The sequence below is a fragment of the Rahnella sp. CJA17(1/100) genome, from assembly GCF_963881615.1.
Lineage (GTDB): Bacteria > Pseudomonadota > Gammaproteobacteria > Enterobacterales > Enterobacteriaceae > Rahnella > Rahnella aceris.
Genome location: NZ_CAWOJA010000001.1, coordinates 65,882 through 82,717 on the forward strand (window position 1 = coordinate 65,882; position 16,836 = coordinate 82,717).

A 16,836-nucleotide genomic window follows, 5' to 3' on the forward strand; every position below is an offset into this window, starting at 1 on the left:
TCTTGCTCATCCCACGGAGACTAGCACAGAGTGCTGAAAGACTGCATCCGCAAGTCAGCGCAAACCTTCTGCCGTTTGCACCCCGGAAACCGCTTCGGGCTTCGGCCTGCTGCTCAGGGTAAACGCGGAAATGATCGTCACGCCAAAGGCAATACCGCCGAGGATCAGATAAGTATCACTGAATCCGATACGGTCATACAAACTGCCCGCGAAGGCCGAAAGGAAAATGGCCGCCAGTTGTTTGGCAAAGTTAAACCCGATCAGATAAATGGTCGCCGAGAACCGGACATCAAAAATCTGCGTGATGTATTTGAACACGCCAACCAGCAGGAACGGTACTTCCAGCGCGTGCAGCATCTTCAGCAAAATCACTTCAACCGCCGTGGTGGCAAATGACGAACCGACAATGCGGATCGACATAATCGTGCCTGCCAGCAGCAAGGTGTTTTTCGCGCCGATGCGGTTAATGATCCACGGAGAACAGAACATAATCAGTGCGTTACACAACTCACCGGCGGTGGTGACGTAGCCGAACATTTCCGTGCCCTGCTGTGGCGACGCGAAGAAAGTTTTGAAGAACGTCGCGAACTGCTGATCGAACACGTCATACACACAGGCCACGCCGATGACATACAAAATCAGCATCCACAGTTTGCGCTCTTTCAGCAACATTGCCGCCGTTTTCAGCGAGAATTGCGGCTGATTGGCACCGAGTTTATCCAGCACCTGTGCGTTTTTGTTTTCCTGTGGACGGGCAATCAGCAGCAAAATCATCAAAATGATTGCGGCCCCGGAACCCATCCAGAACACGATATCCGGGTTGATATTAAACAGCACACCCGCCGTCGAGGCGCAAATCCCCCAGCCGAAACAGCCGAACATCCGCGCCTTACCGTATTCAAACGAACTGTTGCGGCTCACTCTTTCGATATACGCCTCAGTTGCACCGGAGCCGCCCGCGAAGACGAAACCGATATACGCACCGCCAAGTATCGCGCCGAGTACGATATTCAGTTTTAACAATGGCGCGAAAATGTAAATGAAGAACGGCGCAAACAGGAACAGCAGCACGGCGATGACCCACAGAAGATGCTTCTTCAGGCCGAGCTTGTCTGAAATGATGCCGAAAATCGGCTGAAACAGAATGGCAAACAACGACATGCTGGAGAACACGATACCGGTTTCCGTCTTACTCAGGCCGATCACGTCAGAAAGCCAGATCGGTAAAAACGGATAACAGGTCGCCATGATGAAGAAATACAGGAAGAAATAGCTGCCAAATATCCAGAAATTAGTATTGTTTTTGTAGAAGCAACGATCGGAGGTTTGTGTAGAGTTCATAGTGATTTCCTTGCCGAAACCATGAAAACCGGCACTGTCGTACCGGCGTTTTTTTGTTGTTATCTGATTTCTTCGAAGCCCAGCAGCAGGGCACTTTCCGGATCCAACACCGGCAGTGCCAGCCCGGCATTTGCCAGCCATTCGCCGCTCAATACCGGAGATTCATGCAGCCACGCCGGTTGTACGCGCATGGTGTGACCGCTGCCGCCGCCCGCCAGCAATGGCGGTTCATCCAGCACCGTCACGCGATAACGCGCATCAGGTCTTAGCCCCGGCACCCGCAACACACCGGGTAACGACCAGGTGGGCATCGCCAGTTGGCTGACCAGGAATACCGCGCGATCGGCGCTTTCACTGACCACGCCATTGATCAGCACCGTCTCGTCGTGTGTATCCACGCGGTAAACGTCGCCGCTGTGTAATAACGGGCGAAGTTGTTGATGAAGGCGGGTGTATTTCGCAAAACCGGCGCGTTCGGTATCACCTTCTTTCACCGGATCCAGCTCAATCCCCATGTGACCGAACAGCGCCGTCAGGCCGCGAAATTCAATGCTGTGCTGGCGTGAGGTGGCATGGCACAGCTTGTTGCCGATGTGCGACCCCATCACTTCCGGCGGGAAGAAATAGCTCATGCCGCGCTGAATTTTCTGCCGCTCCAGCGCGTCGTTATTGTCGGATGTCCAGAAACGGTGGCTGCGTTTGAGCACCTCGAAGTCAATGCGACCCCCGCCGGACGCGCAGGATTCAAACTCAATCTGCGGGAAACGTTCGCCCAGCGCGTCGAGCAGGCGGTAAAACTGCTGCGTTTGTGACGTCAGTGCCGCGCGGCCTTCATGGCCGGGCTGGACAATTTCACGGTTCATGTCCCATTTCACATAATCGACGTCGTGCTCGCCAAGCAGCCAGCTCATGCGTTCCAGCAGATAATCAAAGACCTGCGGATTGTTCAGATCGAGCACGAACTGGTGACGTCCGCTCGGTTGCTGATAGCCCGGCAACGCCAGCAGCCAGTCAGGGTGGGCGCGGTATAAATCGGAATCCGGGTTAATCATTTCCGGCTCGACCCAGATGCCAAATTCCATCCCGAGTTTTTTCACATGGTCGATCACCGGTTTCAGGCCGTTCGGGTATTTCTTCTCGTCGAGATACCAGTCACCGAGCGCGGCGCGGTCATGGTCGCGGCCACGGAACCAGCCGTCGTCGATAATGAAGCGTTCCACGCCTAACGCGGCGGATTCGGTCGCCATCTGCATGATGTAGTCAGGATCGTGATCGAAATAAATCCCTTCCCAGGTATTGAGATGCACCGGCCGCGGTTTCTCAGCCGGGAAGCGCAAAATCTGTTCACGCACAAACTGGTGGAATTGCTGACTCATGCGGTTCAGGCCGCTGGCGGAATAACTGGCATACAGCCAGGGCGTTTCCAGAGTTTCGCCTTGCCCGAGTCGTTGCTCACCGGGGAGATACAACGCTTCGGCTTGCACCAGACGGCGGCCGTCGATTTTGATGTCGGCGCGCAGCCTGTGGTTGCCGCTCCAGCCCAGATGCATTCCCCAGACTTCGCCCTGTTCTTCGCTGAAACCCGGATGACCGATCATCATCGCCGGAAAATATTCGGAAGAGGTTTTGCCGCGACGATTTTCCTGAATGATGCCGCCGTGATCCAGCCGTGTGCGGTGCGGCTGGAATTCTTTGATCCAGCGGCCATGAAAGGCCATCACTTCGGCGGCGCGTTCCGGCAGCGGCAGCGTCACGGCCAGTCGCGTCACCTGATACGTGCCGGGTTTGAGGTTGGTCAGGCTGTTACGTGCCTGCAAAACGCCGCTGTTATCGAGGCGTAACTCGCTGCGAAATTGCAGTCCGGCGATCGGGTCTTCGGTGGTAATGGTGAGCTGGTTTTCATCGTGCTTTACCTGCGTGGTATTGAATACCGGCGACCAGTCCAGCCCGTCGCGATGGCCTTCCATGCCCGGTGTGCCGAATGAACCGCGCCCTGAGTCGGCACTGACATTCACCGGCGCTTCGACATCAATCCGGCCATTGGGCACCGCGCGGCTCAGCGAAATAATGTCATTCGCTGAAAACTGGCTGAGGCGGTTTCCCCAGTAAAGAATTTCGGCGTAAGGCATGCAACGCACGATCAGGCTGGTATTCCCGCCGGTTAAATGAACAATCTGGTTTTCCATATAGTCGCTGCTCCAAACAAAGATTTGCGCTGATAAGACGCGATCAGGTGGAGTAACTATTGATCCGAAACGTTTCGGATGGGAAATGTAAATCGTCAGATTTGTGATATAGGGTGGAAAAATAACCGAAAGGGGAAGTATCAGCGTGGTGGATGTGCGGTAACGCCCGCCTGCAGTTCAGGCTGCCAGAGAACCTGTAAATCTTTCAGTGGCTCGTTGCGGATCAGCGACATTGTCATGGTGGCGATTTGCAAACCGACCGCTTCGCGGGTGCCCTGGCGGACGGCGGTCACCGCCACATCCGGCACGCTGTCACGGGGTAATCCGTCAAAAATGATGAGTGATATACCGCCACTGAGCAGTAAACCGGCTTCATGTAACGCCAGTGCAGCGCCTTCGCCGTGCATATTGCAGTCGCAGACAATCGCCGTTGGCGGCACCGGTAGCGCCAGCAATGCCTGCGTGGTCTGATAACCGGCGCGACGGCTTGGGCTGATTTTATGCATGTAGTCCGGGTTTTCCGGCAGGGCGTTGACCTGCAACCCGTCGAGATACCCCTGATAACGCTGTCCGATAAACGATTGCTGATTATTTTCGCCAAGAAATGCGATGCGCTGATGGCCGAGTGCGGCGAGATGATCGACCGCCATCTGCATACCGGCGCGGTTATCGAAATCAAACCAGGCGTAGTCCTGCGTCAGGCAACCGCTGCGGCCCAGTGCCAGGAACGGGAAATTGCGTTGCTGCAAATCCAGCAGACGAGGGTCGTTATCGAGCGTATGCGCCACCAGCATGGCATCGACGCGCTTGCTTTCAATCAGACGCCGCCACGAAAAGGTGCCCAGTTCATCCGGCACCAGTAACAGGTCGATTTCATGTTTGGCCAGTTCACGGGTGATACAACCGACCATTTCGATAAAAGCAGAATTACTTAAAGGGTGGGAAGTGAAGGGAAAAATGAGGCCAACGGCGTCGATCTTGCCCATTTTCAACCGGCGGGCGAGGGTGTTGGGGCGGTAACCGCGCACATTTGCCGCCGCCTGAACACGGGCTTTGGTCTCTGCTGAAACGTCATCGTAACCGTTCAGCGCGCGGCTGACGGTGGTCACGGAAATACCGAGATCTTTCGCGATAGCTTTCAGAGACATACTGACACCCGTAACGCCGTTGAGGAGACACATTGCGGGAGAATATCACATGCCAGACAAAACGGGGCCATAAGGCCCCGTGATGAATAAGGATATTCAGAGTTTACTGCAACGGACTTAGCGTGATTTCTACACGACGGTTTTGCGCTTTCCCGGCTTCGGTGCTGTTGCTGGCAATCGGATTATCCGGGCCGGCGCCGGTGGTGTGTACGCGGCTGCCTTCAACACCTTGTGTAATCAGCGCACTGCCCACGCCGTCAGCACGTTGCTGCGACAGTTTCATGTTGAGCGCGCGGGTGCCGGTGCTGTCGGTGTAACCGATCACGTTGACGGCGGTTTTCGGATACTCTTTCAGTACCATCGCCACGCCGGTCAGCGTGTTAGCGCCTGCCGGTTTCAGCGTGCTGCTGTTGGTATCGAAGGTGACGTTATTTGGCATGTTCAGCACGATGTTATCGCCCTGACGGGTCACGCTGACGCCGGTACCTTTCATTTTGTCGCGCAGTTTAGCTTCCTGCACATCCATGTAATAACCTGCACCGCCGCCCAGTGCGGCACCGGCTGCGGCACCGATCAGCGCACCTTTGCCGCGGTCGTGTTTAGAAGAAGACAGCATACCGACGCCTGCGCCGAGCGCGGCCCCAAGACCTGCGCCAATGCCGGATTTCCCTGCTTCTGATTCGCCGGTGTAAGGGTTAGTGGTACAGGCCGACAGGCCCAGGGTGGCGCAAAGTACGCCCGCAACCACAACTAATCTTTTGCTCATCTTATTTCCTTCAGGATGTTTATTATTCAGAACTTCATCGCTGCATTATGACTTCGCGCTTTCTGACAAGTTGCACAGAAAAAGGTGTCAAAACATAAACAAATGCAACGGGAGGACATCAGTCCTGCGGCGTTCTGGCGCTCTTTATGCGCAATTTCGGCACGTTAAGCAGTAGGAGAATTCCGGATATCCGTTTTTGTATTTTTACGGATTTTTGGAACTTATTCAGAAAGGGGATGATGCCAGCGCAGAATGTACGTTGGCATATCCGTGCCGGGATGGCGGGTGTTCGCGGTTATCTCAAAATTTTCCTTGCGATAGAACGAGACGGCGCGATCATTTTGTTGGTAAACCTCCAGCAGCAGCACCGGATATTCCTCCTTTGCCGCCGCCATCAGACGCTGCGCGGTGCCATCGCCGTAGTGTGAGGCTTCTACAAACAGCGCACCGATAAACTGCTGATTCATCACGCTGATAAATCCGCAAACCTGATCATCTTCGTCGCAATCGACCCAGGTTCTGGCTTTGGGCAGAAAATCTTCTCTGACCATTTGCAGGCTTTCAATCCAGTAGGATTCGGCGATGAACGCGTGTGAAAGCAAAGAACTGCGCAGCCAGAGCATCAGAATGGCTTCGGTGTCGGCGGGCCGCGCTGCACGGATCATGACGGCTGATTCGCCGGATGGCAGAAGCAATATGACTGATGATCGTTCACCAGCCCGGCTGCCTGCATAAAGGCATAACAAATTGTCGAACCGGTAAACTTAAAGCCTTTCTTTTTCAGCGCCTTGGACATGGCATCGGACACGGCGGTGGTCGCCGGAACCCCTTCCGGACCAAGCGGATTATTGATGACCGGTTGGCCGCCAACAAAATTCCAGATGAATTCAGAGAAGTCTTCGCCACCGGCCTGCATCGCCAGATACGCCTGTGCGTTGCCGATAATGGCTTTGATTTTGCCACGATGGCGGATGATCCCGGCGTCGAGCACCAGCCGCTCCACGTCGTCATCGGTCATTTTCGCAATGCGCACCGGGTCGAAGTGATGAAAATTCTGGCGATAGTTTTCGCGTTTTCTCAGCACGGTGATCCACGACAGACCGGCCTGCTGGCCTTCCAGACACAACATTTCAAACAATTCGCGGCCATCTTTAACCGGCACGCCCCATTCTTTATCGTGATACTCGAGGTAAATCGGTTCTTTCGAAACCCAGTTGCATCGGGTAGTCGCCATTCTGTCGTCCTTATAAGAGGCTTAAATGCGTGGTGTCAGTGTGTGGCTTCTCGGATAACTCTGCAACGTCGCAATTTCTAAATCCCCACCTTGACGCTGGTCGGATCTGAACAATATTTAAAGCCAATCATTACGTAATCCTTACGTTTAATCCTTGCGTTGAGCGTCATTATTGAGGGAAATCACCGTTATGGCAGGCAAGAATTCGTCGATTTTACGACTCTCTCAGGGAGCATTTGCCGTGGCACTGTGCCTCGGTTTACAGGCTCCCGCGAAGGCTTTTGACCAGCTTTATGTGTTCGGCGACAGCCTGAGCGACACCGGTAACATTGGTCGCTGGACCTTCGACAGCAGCACGCATCCGCTTTATGACGAGATCCTGGCGAACAACATCGGCACAACCTTAGCTCCTTCTTCAAAAGGCGGCCTGAACTATGCCGAAGGTGGCGGTGTGGCGGTGCCGGGGCTGGATTCTGATTACACCACCCAGGATCAGGTTAAAAGCTATCTGACGTCGACTGGCGGCAAAGCCGATCCGAACGGACTGTATATTCACTGGATTGGCGGTAACGATCTGGCCGCTGCGGCGCTGAGCCTGAATCCGGTCACGGCGGTGGAAATTGCCACCAACAGCGCGACGCAGGCGGCCTCACAGGTAAACGATTTACTGAAAGCCGGTGCTGGCACGGTTGTGGTGCCGACGGTGCCGAATATCGGTCTGACACCGGTGCTGATGGAAGGCGTGATCCAGGTCGGATTGTTGCCGGTGCAGCAACAGGCGCTGGCAGCGGCGTATCAGTATTTGAATGCACAAACTACGCCGGATGCCGATGCCCGCACCGAGGCCATTCACAATGCGCTGGCGGCCGCTGCGGCGGAAGGCTCAGGCATTCCGCTGGTGCAGGACGTGATCGCCAAAGGGCTGGCGGCCGCGTATGACGCGCTGAAAGACGTGGCGGGCGGCCTGACCGACACATACAACACCACCGAAGATATCGCGCTGGCGAAAACCGGCGGCAATATTGCGCGCGTGGATATCAACGGGCTGTTCAACGAAGTGGTTGCCGATCCGGCGCGGTACGGTTTTGCCAATACTGCCGGTACGGCCTGTCCGGTCGGGACATCCGCCTCGGAATGTACTTCGAATCTGCCGGGTTTCGACAGCAGCAAAGCTTTCCTGTTTTCTGACCATTTCCACCCGACGCCTCAGGCGCACGCGCTGATTGCGCAATATATGCAGTCGGTGCTCGACGGCCCGCTGGAAGCCTCTGCGCTGAGTCAGGGTTCACTGGCGCTGGCGCGAAATACACAAGGCTTGCTCGACAGCCGTTATCAGCAGTTGCGTACGCAGAATAACGATGCGGGAACCTTCGGCATGTTTGGCGGTTATGCCGGGCAAAGTGCGGACAGCAAATTCAGCCCGTCGATGGGGCTGGATGATGGCGACCTGACGGCTAACTCGCTGAATATCGGTATGGATTATCAGATGACCGATCGCTGGATGATGGGGCTTATGCTTTCCGGCTCCGATGATAAGGATGATCCGACTGACCATTACAGCTACCGTACGCGCGGCTGGATGGCGACCGCCTTCACCGGCATTAAAATCGCCGAAAATGGCTGGATCAACGGCGATGTGCACTACGGCTCGCTCAATTATGACGATATCAAACGCCGCATTACGCTCGGCCCCACCACCCGGACGGAGCGCGGTGAAACGGACGGCAAACAGATCGGCGGACGCGTCACCGCAGGCTGGGACTTTCCGGTTCTGCCGGTGCTGAAGACCGGGCCGGTGGCGCAATACAGCTGGGATTACAGCAGTGTTGAAGGTTACAGCGAGAAGGGGAACAACAGTACCTCGATGCGTTTTGGCGATCAGACTTCTCATTCACAAATCGGTGCGCTCGGCTGGCGGGTGAATGCCGAACTCGGCATCGTCAATCCGTATGCGCAGGTCACCTATGACCGCCAGTTTGGCGATAAAACCTACAGCACCACCGGCGCGATCAAATCCACCCGCACGCGGTTCAGCCGCACCACCGGCGAACAGGACGACGACTGGGTGGATATGACCGCAGGCTTAAACGTGCAAATCACCCACAGCATTTCAGCATTTGCGGCTATCTCGCAAACCACCGGGCTGGATTCCGGCGAACAAACTTCCTACAACGCCGGGCTGAGTGCGCGGTTTTAAAAGATATTATTAAGAGTGCTTTAAATGATGTCTTTAAAAGCTATACTGACGGCATAGTATGAAAAAAGGAGAAAAACTATGCCGTTTGAAATACTCACTTCCTCAGCCGCCAGTATTACTGAACTAAAACGCGACCCGATGGGAACATTTAGTGCAGGCGAAGGCGAAGCGGTGGCGATACTCAATCGTAACGAGCCCGCTTTTTATTGCGTTCCGCCCGATGTTTACGCCTATTTTCTGAGTCTTGCAGAAGACGTTGAATTGAACCGCATAATGGATGCGCGGCAGGGTGAAGAAAGGATAAGGCTGACACTGGATGACTTATAAACTCAATTTTTTCAAATCAGCTTTAAAAGAATGGAAAGCACTTGCCCCAACGATCAAGGAGCAATTTAAAAAGAAACTGGCCGAGCGGCTGGAGAATCCTCACGTGGTTTCTGCCCGCTTATGTGGCCCCAAAAATAACCGCTATAAAATCAAATTAAAGAGTCTTGGTTATCGCCTGGTGTATCAGGTAGAAGATCAGGAAATCATCGTGACCGTTGTCGCGGTGGGTAAACGCGAAGGCAACGAAGCGTATAAACTGGCTGAGAAGCGCTGAATACTGGCGTCCCGAAAGCAAATCCGGCTGAACTGATGTGTCATTCTGGCTGATTATCTTCCGTGCAGCGGGTATACTGTCGCACTCTCTTTACACCCACTTTCTCGCGTGCGAATCCAACATGCAAAAGTTTGATACCAAGACATTTCAGGGCCTGATCCTGACACTGCAAGATTATTGGGCGCAGCAGGGCTGCACCATTGTTCAACCGCTGGATATGGAAGTCGGCGCGGGGACCTCGCACCCGATGACCAGTCTGCGCGCACTCGGCCCTGAGCCTTTTGCGGCAGCCTATGTTCAGCCATCACGCCGTCCGACCGATGGCCGCTACGGCGAGAACCCGAACCGCCTGCAGCACTATTATCAGTTTCAGGTGATGATCAAACCTTCACCGGAAAACATTCAGGAACTGTACCTCGGCTCACTGAAAGAGCTGGGTCTTGATCCGCTGATCCACGATATCCGCTTCGTTGAAGACAACTGGGAAAACCCGACGCTTGGCGCCTGGGGTCTTGGCTGGGAAGTGTGGCTGAACGGCATGGAAGTGACGCAGTTCACTTACTTCCAGCAGGTCGGCGGCCTGGAATGTAAACCGGTAACCGGCGAAATCACTTACGGTCTGGAACGTCTGGCGATGTACATCCAGGGCGTGGACAGCGTTTACGATCTGGTGTGGAGCAACGGTCCGCTGGGTAAAACCACCTACGGCGACGTGTTCCATCAGAACGAAGTGGAACAATCGACGTATAACTTTGAATACGCCGATGTCGATTTCCTGTTCACCTGTTTTGAACAGCACGAGAAAGAAGCGCAAACCCTGCTGGCGCTCGAAAAGCCACTGGCACTGCCTGCTTACGAGCGCATCCTGAAAGCGGCCCATTGCTTCAACCTGCTCGACGCGCGTAAAGCGATTTCTGTGACTGAACGTCAGCGCTACATTCTGCGCATCCGTACCCTGACTAAAGCGGTAGCTGAGGCGTATTACGCTTCCCGCGAAGTGCTGGGCTTCCCGATGTGCAAAAAGAACGATGATCATCCGAAACTAGAGAATGAGTGAGCCATCCATGACTGATAAAACTTTTTTGGTGGAAATCGGCACGGAAGAACTGCCACCGAAGGCTCTGCGCAGCCTTGCTGAATCTTTTGCCGCTAACCTGACTGCGGAGCTGGATGCGGCGAATCTGCCACACGGCGACGTAAAATGGTTTGCCGCACCGCGCCGTCTGGCGCTGAAAGTCTCTGGTCTGCATGAATCCCAGGCTGACCGCGAAGTCGAAAAACGCGGCCCGGCTGTGGCGCAGGCATTCGATGCCGAAGGCAAACCCAGCAAAGCCGCTGAAGGCTGGGCTCGCGGTTGCGGTATCACCGTTGATCAGGCCGATCGTCTGGTCACCGACAAAGGCGAATGGCTGGTTTACCGTGCGCACGTCAAAGGTGAAAGCGCGCAACAACTGCTGCCTGCGATGATCGCCACGTCACTGTCTAAACTGCCAATTCCTAAACTGATGCGCTGGGGCGATTCCGACGTGCAGTTCGTGCGTCCGGTGCATACTGTCACGCTGCTGTTAGGCGATGAGCTGATCCCGGCGAAAATTCTCGGTATCGATTCTGCCCGCACTCTTCGCGGTCACCGCTTCATGGGCGAGCCTGAATTCACCATCGACAACGCCGATCAGTATCCGCAAATTCTGCTGGAACGCGGCAAAGTCATTGCCGATTACGAGCAGCGTAAAGCGCTGATCAAACGTGACGCGGAAAAAGCGGCAAAAGAAATTGGCGGTATCGCTGATCTGAGTGAAAGTCTGCTGGAAGAAGTCGCGTCTCTGGTTGAATGGCCGGTGGTGCTGACCGCGAAATTCGAAGAGAAATTCCTGGCTGTTCCGGCTGAAGCGCTGGTTTACACCATGAAAGGCGACCAGAAGTATTTCCCGGTGTACGACGCCGCAGGCAAACTTCTGCCGAACTTCATCTTTGTCGCCAACATCGAATCGAAAGATCCGCAGCAAATCATTTCCGGTAACGAGAAAGTGGTGCGTCCGCGTCTGGCCGATGCCGAATTCTTCTTCAATACCGACCGCAAGAAACGTCTCGAAGATAACCTGCCGCGTCTGGAAACCGTATTGTTCCAGAAGCAACTGGGTACGCTGCGCGACAAAACCGACCGTATTCAGGCGCTGTCTGGCTGGATCGCTGAGAAAATCGGTGCCAACGTTGAGAACGCAAAACGTGCCGGTCTGCTGTCTAAATGTGACCTGATGACCAACATGGTCTTCGAGTTCACCGACACGCAGGGCGTGATGGGCATGCACTATGCACGTCACGACGGCGAGCAGGAAGAAGTCGCGGTTGCGCTGAACGAGCAATATCAGCCACGCTTTGCGGGCGACGAGTTACCGGCTTCGCTGGTAGCGTGCGCGCTGGCAATCGCTGACAAGATGGACACCCTGGCCGGTATTTTTGGCATCGGTCAACATCCGAAAGGTGACAAAGACCCGTTCGCACTGCGCCGTGCCGCGCTGGGTGTTCTGCGTATTATCGTTGAGAAAAACCTGCCACTTGATCTGCAAACCCTGACCGAAGAAGCGGTGCGTCTGTACGGCGACAAGCTGACTAACGCCAAGGTTGTCGATGAAGTGGTTGATTTCATGCTCGGTCGTTTCCGCGCGTGGTATCAGGAAGAAGGTCACGCAGTTGATACCATTCAGGCTGTGCTGGCACGTCGTCCGACCAAACCGGCTGATTTCGATGCGCGCGTGAAAGCGGTGAGCTACTTCCGTACGCTGGATGAAGCGGCCACGCTGGCGGCGGCCAACAAGCGTGTGTCCAACATTCTGGCGAAATCCACGGATGTTCTGCTGGATCACGTCCACGCGTCCGTACTGAAAGAACCTGCTGAGCTGAAACTGGCGACGCATCTGGTGGTTCTGCGCGACAAGCTGGAACCGCTGTTTGCCGCCGGTCAGTACAAAGAAGCGCTGGTGGAACTGGCTGCATTGCGTGAAACCGTCGATACGTTCTTTGATACCGTGATGGTGATGGATGAGAACGAAGCGGTGCGTATCAACCGCCTGACGCTGCTCTCCAAACTGCGGGAGTTGTTCCTGCAGGTGGCGGATATTTCGCTGCTTCAGTAAATTTAGCTTTTGCGCCCTCCCCTGCGAAGGGGAGGGTTGGGGTGGGGTATTACAGCAACATCAAAAAGTTGAAGTATGCGTTGACCCTTGTTTTGTCTTTAATACCCCCTCCCAGCCTCCCCCTTCGCAGGGGAAGGAGCAAGGCACCTTATCGGATGCCAATTTCTACGCTTTTTTAAAAAGCGTTCTCCCCCCAATTGTTCTATCCTATAACCCGCATGGAATGCACAGCATCGGCAGGGAACTGGCCGGAAGAAGAACATTGAAATCAGGAGTCAGGACTCATGGCTGTAGGGATCAGAAGCGGTGCATTTTCTCGCTGGCTGGCGCCGTTTATCGCACTGCTGGTGGTGTTTCAGCTCACTGCATGCGGCGATAAAGAACCGGAGCAACGCAAAGCCTTTATCGATTATTTGCAAAATACCGTGATGCGTAGCGGGCAAAATCTGCCGTCGCTGAGTGAAGATCAGAAACAACGTTTTGGTAATTACGCGAATGACTACGGCATCATTCTGTCATTCTCCCGCCAGATGAAAGGTGCCGTTGAAGGTAGCCTGGTGCCGGTGGTGAGCGCGATTGGTCAGGTGCGTACGCCGCAGGATTACATGACTCAGCGCAGCGCGTTGCAACAGGCGGCCAGCACGCTGAGCTTGCTGAATGCGCAGTTGCGTGACTCAAAAGTGAAAGCCGACACCGCGATGGCGGCATTGAAACAACCGGACGATCTGAAAGCCGTTTACGGTCAGGTGTATAACAACGTGGTGACCCAGCCTGCAAACGTGCTGACCCCGCTGGTGCCTGCACTGCAAAGCTTCACGCAGGATATCGCGTCTGTGGGTGATTTCCTGCAACAGCAGGGCACTCAGGTTGCTTTCGCCAACGGCGGCGTGCAGTTCCCGACGCAGCAACAGGCCACGCAGTACAACACCATGATGTCGAATCTGGTGGGTAAACAGCAGACATTGCTTCAGGCGCAAAAAGTCGCACAGGGCGATTTTAGCAACTAAGCCTGACTGATATCAGCAACGAAGCCACGTCATCTTGTACGTGGCTTTTTTATTGACTGAGATCCTGTCCGCCTGTTTATAAAAAATGACAATTTTTTGCCTGCAAATCCGGCTGAGTTCCTCTACTTTTGAAGGTAACTGTCCGTTTTTTCCCGTCTTTCACTTTAAGGATTTTTGATGAAACGTCAGATGATGACTCTGTTGGCTTCCCTTGTGCTGGCACCGACGCTGGCGGTTGCTGCCGACAGCGCAACCGCAGATTTCACCCCGGCGCAACAGGAAGCCATTGGTAAAATTGCGGCGGATTACATGTTGCAGCACCCGGAAATTCTGGTGCAGGTCAGCCAGAAATTGCAGGCACAGCAGGCTGATCAGCAACAACAGCAAACCCTGAGCGCGGTGTTGGCAAATTCTAAAGCTCTGCTGAACGACCCTGCGACCCCAAGCTACGGCCCGAAAGATGCAAAAGTCGCGTTCGTGGAATTCTTCGATTACCAGTGCCTGTATTGCAGCCACATGGCGCCGGTTGTTGAGCAGACCGTGAAAGCCAATCCGAACGTACGTTTCGTCTTCAAAGAATGGCCAATCTTTGGTGACCGCTGGAAAGCGTCCATCACTGCGGCTGAAACCGGTATGGCTATCTGGAAAGAAAAAGGCGCTCAGGCGTACTTTGATTACCACAACAGCATTTACCGCACCGGTCATGACGAAGGTAAGCTTACGGATGCCGATATCGCCGGTGCAGTGAAAGCCGCGAAAGCGACAGCGCCAACCGATGCACAGCGTAAAGCGACGCACGAAGCCATCGCCGCTAACGATGAGCTGGCCCGTACGCTGGGCTTCAGCGGTACGCCAGGGTTCGTGGTGATGCCAACCAGCGGCGCGACCGCTGAAAACACCAGCGTGCTGCCTGGTGCTGTGTCTGCTGAAGAACTGCAGGCCGCTATCGTGAAGGCGCAGGGCGGGAAATAATTTTTGTTTCAATCCGGCAGCCTGTGCTGTCGGATTTTCTTCTCAGGGATAGTTTGGAAAGCACTTCTCAGTATCGAATGTAACGGCTGAAACTGAGTAAATTTTTACTCACTTCGTGGGTTTTGACGTGGTAACCTTCTTTTCTTCATGGATATTCATCCAATGAAACAATCTCTGATTCTGGGATCTGCCAGCAGAGTTTACTCAATTTTTTACTGATTACATGGATAGCTTATGATTGTTCAATTCGCTGATTATGCTGCGTTGAAAAAAAACGAGCGCCGTGAAAACCGAAGCGTAAAAGAAGCGACGGGTTTACATAAAGTGATTGATCTTTCAGCCTGGCAAGAGTTTGCCGAGTATGAGAAAGCCAAAGCGCGAGTACAGGAAGCTGCCGCTAAACTCGACTGGTAACCCGGCCTTGTCTGTCCAGTCATTGGAGTTTTTATGACTGTTCCTGCACAAAAAATTATTCCGATTGAAAAATTAAACCGCTCTACTGAACATGACAGCATTGATGCTTTGCAACGACACCGTTCCCAGGAATTAATTATTGGATTATGTGGTGCCAGTGGCTCCGGTGTTAACACATTAAAAGAAAAGCTGATCGAACAACTTACTGCTGGGTCATACCATGTTGAGCATATCAGGCTCAGTACATTAATGGCGAACACGAAACCCCATGATATCGCGAGTGAATTAATTTCACTGAAAGGCTATGAACATTACGTGCAGCTTCAAGATCTGGGAGATGCCCTGAGAAAAGAGCATGGGGCGATGATTGCCGCTCAAATGGCTATTCGTAATATCAGTTCCCTGCGCAATAAGTTACTAGAACTACGTCAGGCAGAAGGGGCTCATGGAAAAACGACCAGCAAAGTTGCTTATATTATCGATCAATTCAAACACCCTTCAGAAATTGAATTACTGAGAGAGGTATATCGTAATAATTTCTACCTGCTTGGCGTACTTCGAACATTAAAAGAAAGAAGAAGTAACCTTAGACGAGACGGGATCAGCCGGGACGATATAGACAAGCTTGTGGAAAGGGATCGACGCTCACCTCTTAAGTATGGGCAGCAAGTAGAAGAAACATTGCAGTGCTCGGATTATTTTATAAAAAATATCAGTGACATCCGTATAGAAAATGCCGTCCAAAGGTTTGTTAATCTGATACATGGCGCAAAAAACCTTACACCAACACGAGATGAAACGGGTCTGTTTAACGCCAGCACTGCAGCATTACGTTCTGCATGCCTGTCACGACAAGTTGGGGCTGCTATCATGGATGACAACAACAATATTCTGGCAACCGGTTGTAATGACGTTCCAACCGCAGGAGGAGGATTGTACTCCTGTGAAAACGTAGATAATGATAAGCGCTGCTTTGCTGATGGAGGCTGTCAAAATGATCAGCACAAAAATCTTGTCAGAAAAGAAATTGATGTTGTACTTCAGAAATTCAATTGTACCCGAACTCAATTTACAACTATTTCTGAAGAGATAATGAAAACGACTAAATTGAAATCGTTAATTGAATACTCAAGAGCAATTCATGCCGAAATGGATGCCATAACCACTATGGCAAGAATCGCTCAAGGGAGCACGGTAGGTAAGACGCTTTATTGTACTACCTATCCTTGCCATAATTGTGCGCGGCATATTATAGCCGCCGGTATTAAGCGTGTAGTGTATATCGAGCCTTATGAAAAAAGTCTGGCTGAAGATCTCCATGGAGATTCTATAAGCCACGGCGAGCCGGCGGGTGATGATATTTCTAAAGTGGTTTTCGATAATTTCGAGGGTACTGCACCAAGAAGATACGCTAAGTTCTTTGGGTACAATCGACCAAGGAAAAATCAGCAAGGCAAGTCGATCACTTATGACATCAGAACGTCACATCATGTCGATTCTCAACAGCTTTACAGCTATACCGATTTTGAACTGAAAATAGTCAAAGATGTAACGACCAAAATTGGTAAAGAAATCTCATTACCTCCAGCATGATTTTGCCAATGCATTTGGGCTACAGTTTTTTGTAGCCCCGCTCCCCCTGTAATTTTCTTTCAACATCTCTCCCGTAAACTCAGTTTTCCTTTCCTCAGACACGTCTGAATGCTTTTTAAGCGAAATACACAAGTCCGGTGAAAAATACTTTGTGATCAATATCACGTTTTAATGATAAAGACTCGTTAACAAAAAGTGACTTAAGTCACATATTTGGCAGGGTCGCGCTCAAATAATCGTCAG

Annotated in this window: 15 protein-coding genes; 9 read left to right on the forward strand and 6 right to left on the reverse strand. The window is 53.0% G+C overall.

All coding sequences use genetic code 11. From position 1 onward, the window contains the following. Positions 1 to 54: 54 nt before the first annotated feature. The 6 genes from AACU55_RS00315 to AACU55_RS00340 form a co-directional block, all read right to left on the reverse strand. Entirely contained in the window at positions 55 to 1,341 is a 1,287-nt protein-coding gene (locus AACU55_RS00315) for an MFS transporter (protein WP_037033867.1), read from the reverse strand. Positions 1,342 to 1,400: 59 nt separating this feature from the next. Beyond that, positions 1,401 to 3,527, reverse strand: a complete 2,127-nt coding sequence (locus AACU55_RS00320; RefSeq protein WP_134706450.1) for an alpha-galactosidase — start codon at positions 3,525 to 3,527, stop codon at positions 1,401 to 1,403. 140 nt (positions 3,528 to 3,667) lie between these two features. After that, positions 3,668 to 4,675 carry a LacI family DNA-binding transcriptional regulator gene (locus tag AACU55_RS00325; protein WP_014411432.1) on the reverse strand — a complete coding sequence of 336 codons (1,008 nt, stop codon included), beginning with the start codon at positions 4,673 to 4,675 and terminating at the stop codon, positions 3,668 to 3,670. Between the two features lie 103 nt (positions 4,676 to 4,778). Next, entirely contained in the window at positions 4,779 to 5,441 is a 663-nt protein-coding gene (locus tag AACU55_RS00330) for an OmpA family lipoprotein (protein WP_037033864.1), read from the reverse strand. Positions 5,442 to 5,662: 221 nt separating this feature from the next. Beyond that, positions 5,663 to 6,106, reverse strand: a complete 444-nt coding sequence (locus tag AACU55_RS00335; protein ID WP_013573373.1) for an N-acetyltransferase — start codon at positions 6,104 to 6,106, stop codon at positions 5,663 to 5,665. Then, entirely contained in the window at positions 6,103 to 6,675 is a 573-nt protein-coding gene (locus AACU55_RS00340; protein WP_037033862.1) for a DNA-3-methyladenine glycosylase I, read from the reverse strand. Before AACU55_RS00340 ends, AACU55_RS00335 begins: the two co-directional genes overlap by 4 nt. Before the next feature lie 190 nt (positions 6,676 to 6,865). On the opposite strand from AACU55_RS00340, the gene AACU55_RS00345 reads away from it, so the two are divergent. The 9 genes from AACU55_RS00345 (at position 6,866) to AACU55_RS00385 (ending at position 16,593) form a co-directional block, all read left to right on the forward strand. Then, positions 6,866 to 8,872, forward strand: a complete 2,007-nt coding sequence (locus AACU55_RS00345; protein ID WP_134706452.1) for an autotransporter outer membrane beta-barrel domain-containing protein — start codon at positions 6,866 to 6,868, stop codon at positions 8,870 to 8,872. Positions 8,873 to 8,950: 78 nt separating this feature from the next. Next, positions 8,951 to 9,199: a type II toxin-antitoxin system Phd/YefM family antitoxin gene (locus AACU55_RS00350; RefSeq protein WP_013573376.1), complete on the forward strand. Its 249-nt coding sequence runs from the start codon at positions 8,951 to 8,953 to the stop codon at positions 9,197 to 9,199. Then, entirely contained in the window at positions 9,189 to 9,473 is a 285-nt protein-coding gene (locus AACU55_RS00355) for a type II toxin-antitoxin system RelE family toxin (protein WP_013573377.1), read from the forward strand. The genes AACU55_RS00350 and AACU55_RS00355 overlap by 11 nt, the downstream gene beginning before the upstream one ends. A 121-nt stretch (positions 9,474 to 9,594) precedes the next feature. Further along, on the forward strand, positions 9,595 to 10,530 hold the full coding sequence (gene glyQ / locus AACU55_RS00360; protein ID WP_037033860.1) for a glycine--tRNA ligase subunit alpha: 936 nt from the start codon (positions 9,595 to 9,597) through the stop codon (positions 10,528 to 10,530). A gap of 7 nt (positions 10,531 to 10,537) precedes the next feature. Further along, positions 10,538 to 12,607: a glycine--tRNA ligase subunit beta gene (glyS, locus tag AACU55_RS00365; protein WP_037033908.1), complete on the forward strand. Its 2,070-nt coding sequence runs from the start codon at positions 10,538 to 10,540 to the stop codon at positions 12,605 to 12,607. 284 nt (positions 12,608 to 12,891) lie between these two features. After that, on the forward strand, positions 12,892 to 13,614 hold the full coding sequence (locus AACU55_RS00370) for a DUF3053 domain-containing protein (protein ID WP_134706454.1): 723 nt from the start codon (positions 12,892 to 12,894) through the stop codon (positions 13,612 to 13,614). A gap of 177 nt (positions 13,615 to 13,791) precedes the next feature. Further along, a complete protein-coding gene (locus AACU55_RS00375) occupies positions 13,792 to 14,586 on the forward strand; it encodes a DsbA family protein (protein WP_126124557.1) in 795 nt (264 codons plus the stop codon). Positions 14,587 to 14,820: 234 nt separating this feature from the next. Beyond that, complete coding sequence (locus AACU55_RS00380; protein WP_014333307.1) at positions 14,821 to 15,000, forward strand: hypothetical protein; 180 nt, start codon at positions 14,821 to 14,823, stop codon at positions 14,998 to 15,000. 33 nt (positions 15,001 to 15,033) lie between these two features. Continuing rightward, complete coding sequence (locus AACU55_RS00385) at positions 15,034 to 16,593, forward strand: anti-phage dCTP deaminase (RefSeq protein WP_134706456.1); 1,560 nt, start codon at positions 15,034 to 15,036, stop codon at positions 16,591 to 16,593. Positions 16,594 to 16,836 lie beyond the last annotated feature (243 nt).

What these genes read in the sequence shown, in the direction of transcription:
- AACU55_RS00315 (WP_037033867.1), bottom strand. Translation starts at nt 1,341, where the DNA reads ATGAACTCTACACAAACCTCCGATCGTTGCTTCTACAAAAACAATACT.
- AACU55_RS00320 (WP_134706450.1), bottom strand. Translation starts at nt 3,527, where the DNA reads ATGGAAAACCAGATTGTTCATTTAACCGGCGGGAATACCAGCCTGATC.
- AACU55_RS00325 (WP_014411432.1), bottom strand. Translation starts at nt 4,675, where the DNA reads ATGTCTCTGAAAGCTATCGCGAAAGATCTCGGTATTTCCGTGACCACC.
- AACU55_RS00330 (WP_037033864.1), bottom strand. Translation starts at nt 5,441, where the DNA reads ATGAGCAAAAGATTAGTTGTGGTTGCGGGCGTACTTTGCGCCACCCTG.
- AACU55_RS00335 (WP_013573373.1), bottom strand. Translation starts at nt 6,106, where the DNA reads ATGATCCGTGCAGCGCGGCCCGCCGACACCGAAGCCATTCTGATGCTC.
- AACU55_RS00340 (WP_037033862.1), bottom strand. Translation starts at nt 6,675, where the DNA reads ATGGCGACTACCCGATGCAACTGGGTTTCGAAAGAACCGATTTACCTC.
- AACU55_RS00345 (WP_134706452.1), top strand. Translation starts at nt 6,866, where the DNA reads ATGGCAGGCAAGAATTCGTCGATTTTACGACTCTCTCAGGGAGCATTT.
- AACU55_RS00350 (WP_013573376.1), top strand. Translation starts at nt 8,951, where the DNA reads ATGCCGTTTGAAATACTCACTTCCTCAGCCGCCAGTATTACTGAACTA.
- AACU55_RS00355 (WP_013573377.1), top strand. Translation starts at nt 9,189, where the DNA reads ATGACTTATAAACTCAATTTTTTCAAATCAGCTTTAAAAGAATGGAAA.
- glyQ (WP_037033860.1), top strand. Translation starts at nt 9,595, where the DNA reads ATGCAAAAGTTTGATACCAAGACATTTCAGGGCCTGATCCTGACACTG.
- glyS (WP_037033908.1), top strand. Translation starts at nt 10,538, where the DNA reads ATGACTGATAAAACTTTTTTGGTGGAAATCGGCACGGAAGAACTGCCA.
- AACU55_RS00370 (WP_134706454.1), top strand. Translation starts at nt 12,892, where the DNA reads ATGGCTGTAGGGATCAGAAGCGGTGCATTTTCTCGCTGGCTGGCGCCG.
- AACU55_RS00375 (WP_126124557.1), top strand. Translation starts at nt 13,792, where the DNA reads ATGAAACGTCAGATGATGACTCTGTTGGCTTCCCTTGTGCTGGCACCG.
- AACU55_RS00380 (WP_014333307.1), top strand. Translation starts at nt 14,821, where the DNA reads ATGATTGTTCAATTCGCTGATTATGCTGCGTTGAAAAAAAACGAGCGC.
- AACU55_RS00385 (WP_134706456.1), top strand. Translation starts at nt 15,034, where the DNA reads ATGACTGTTCCTGCACAAAAAATTATTCCGATTGAAAAATTAAACCGC.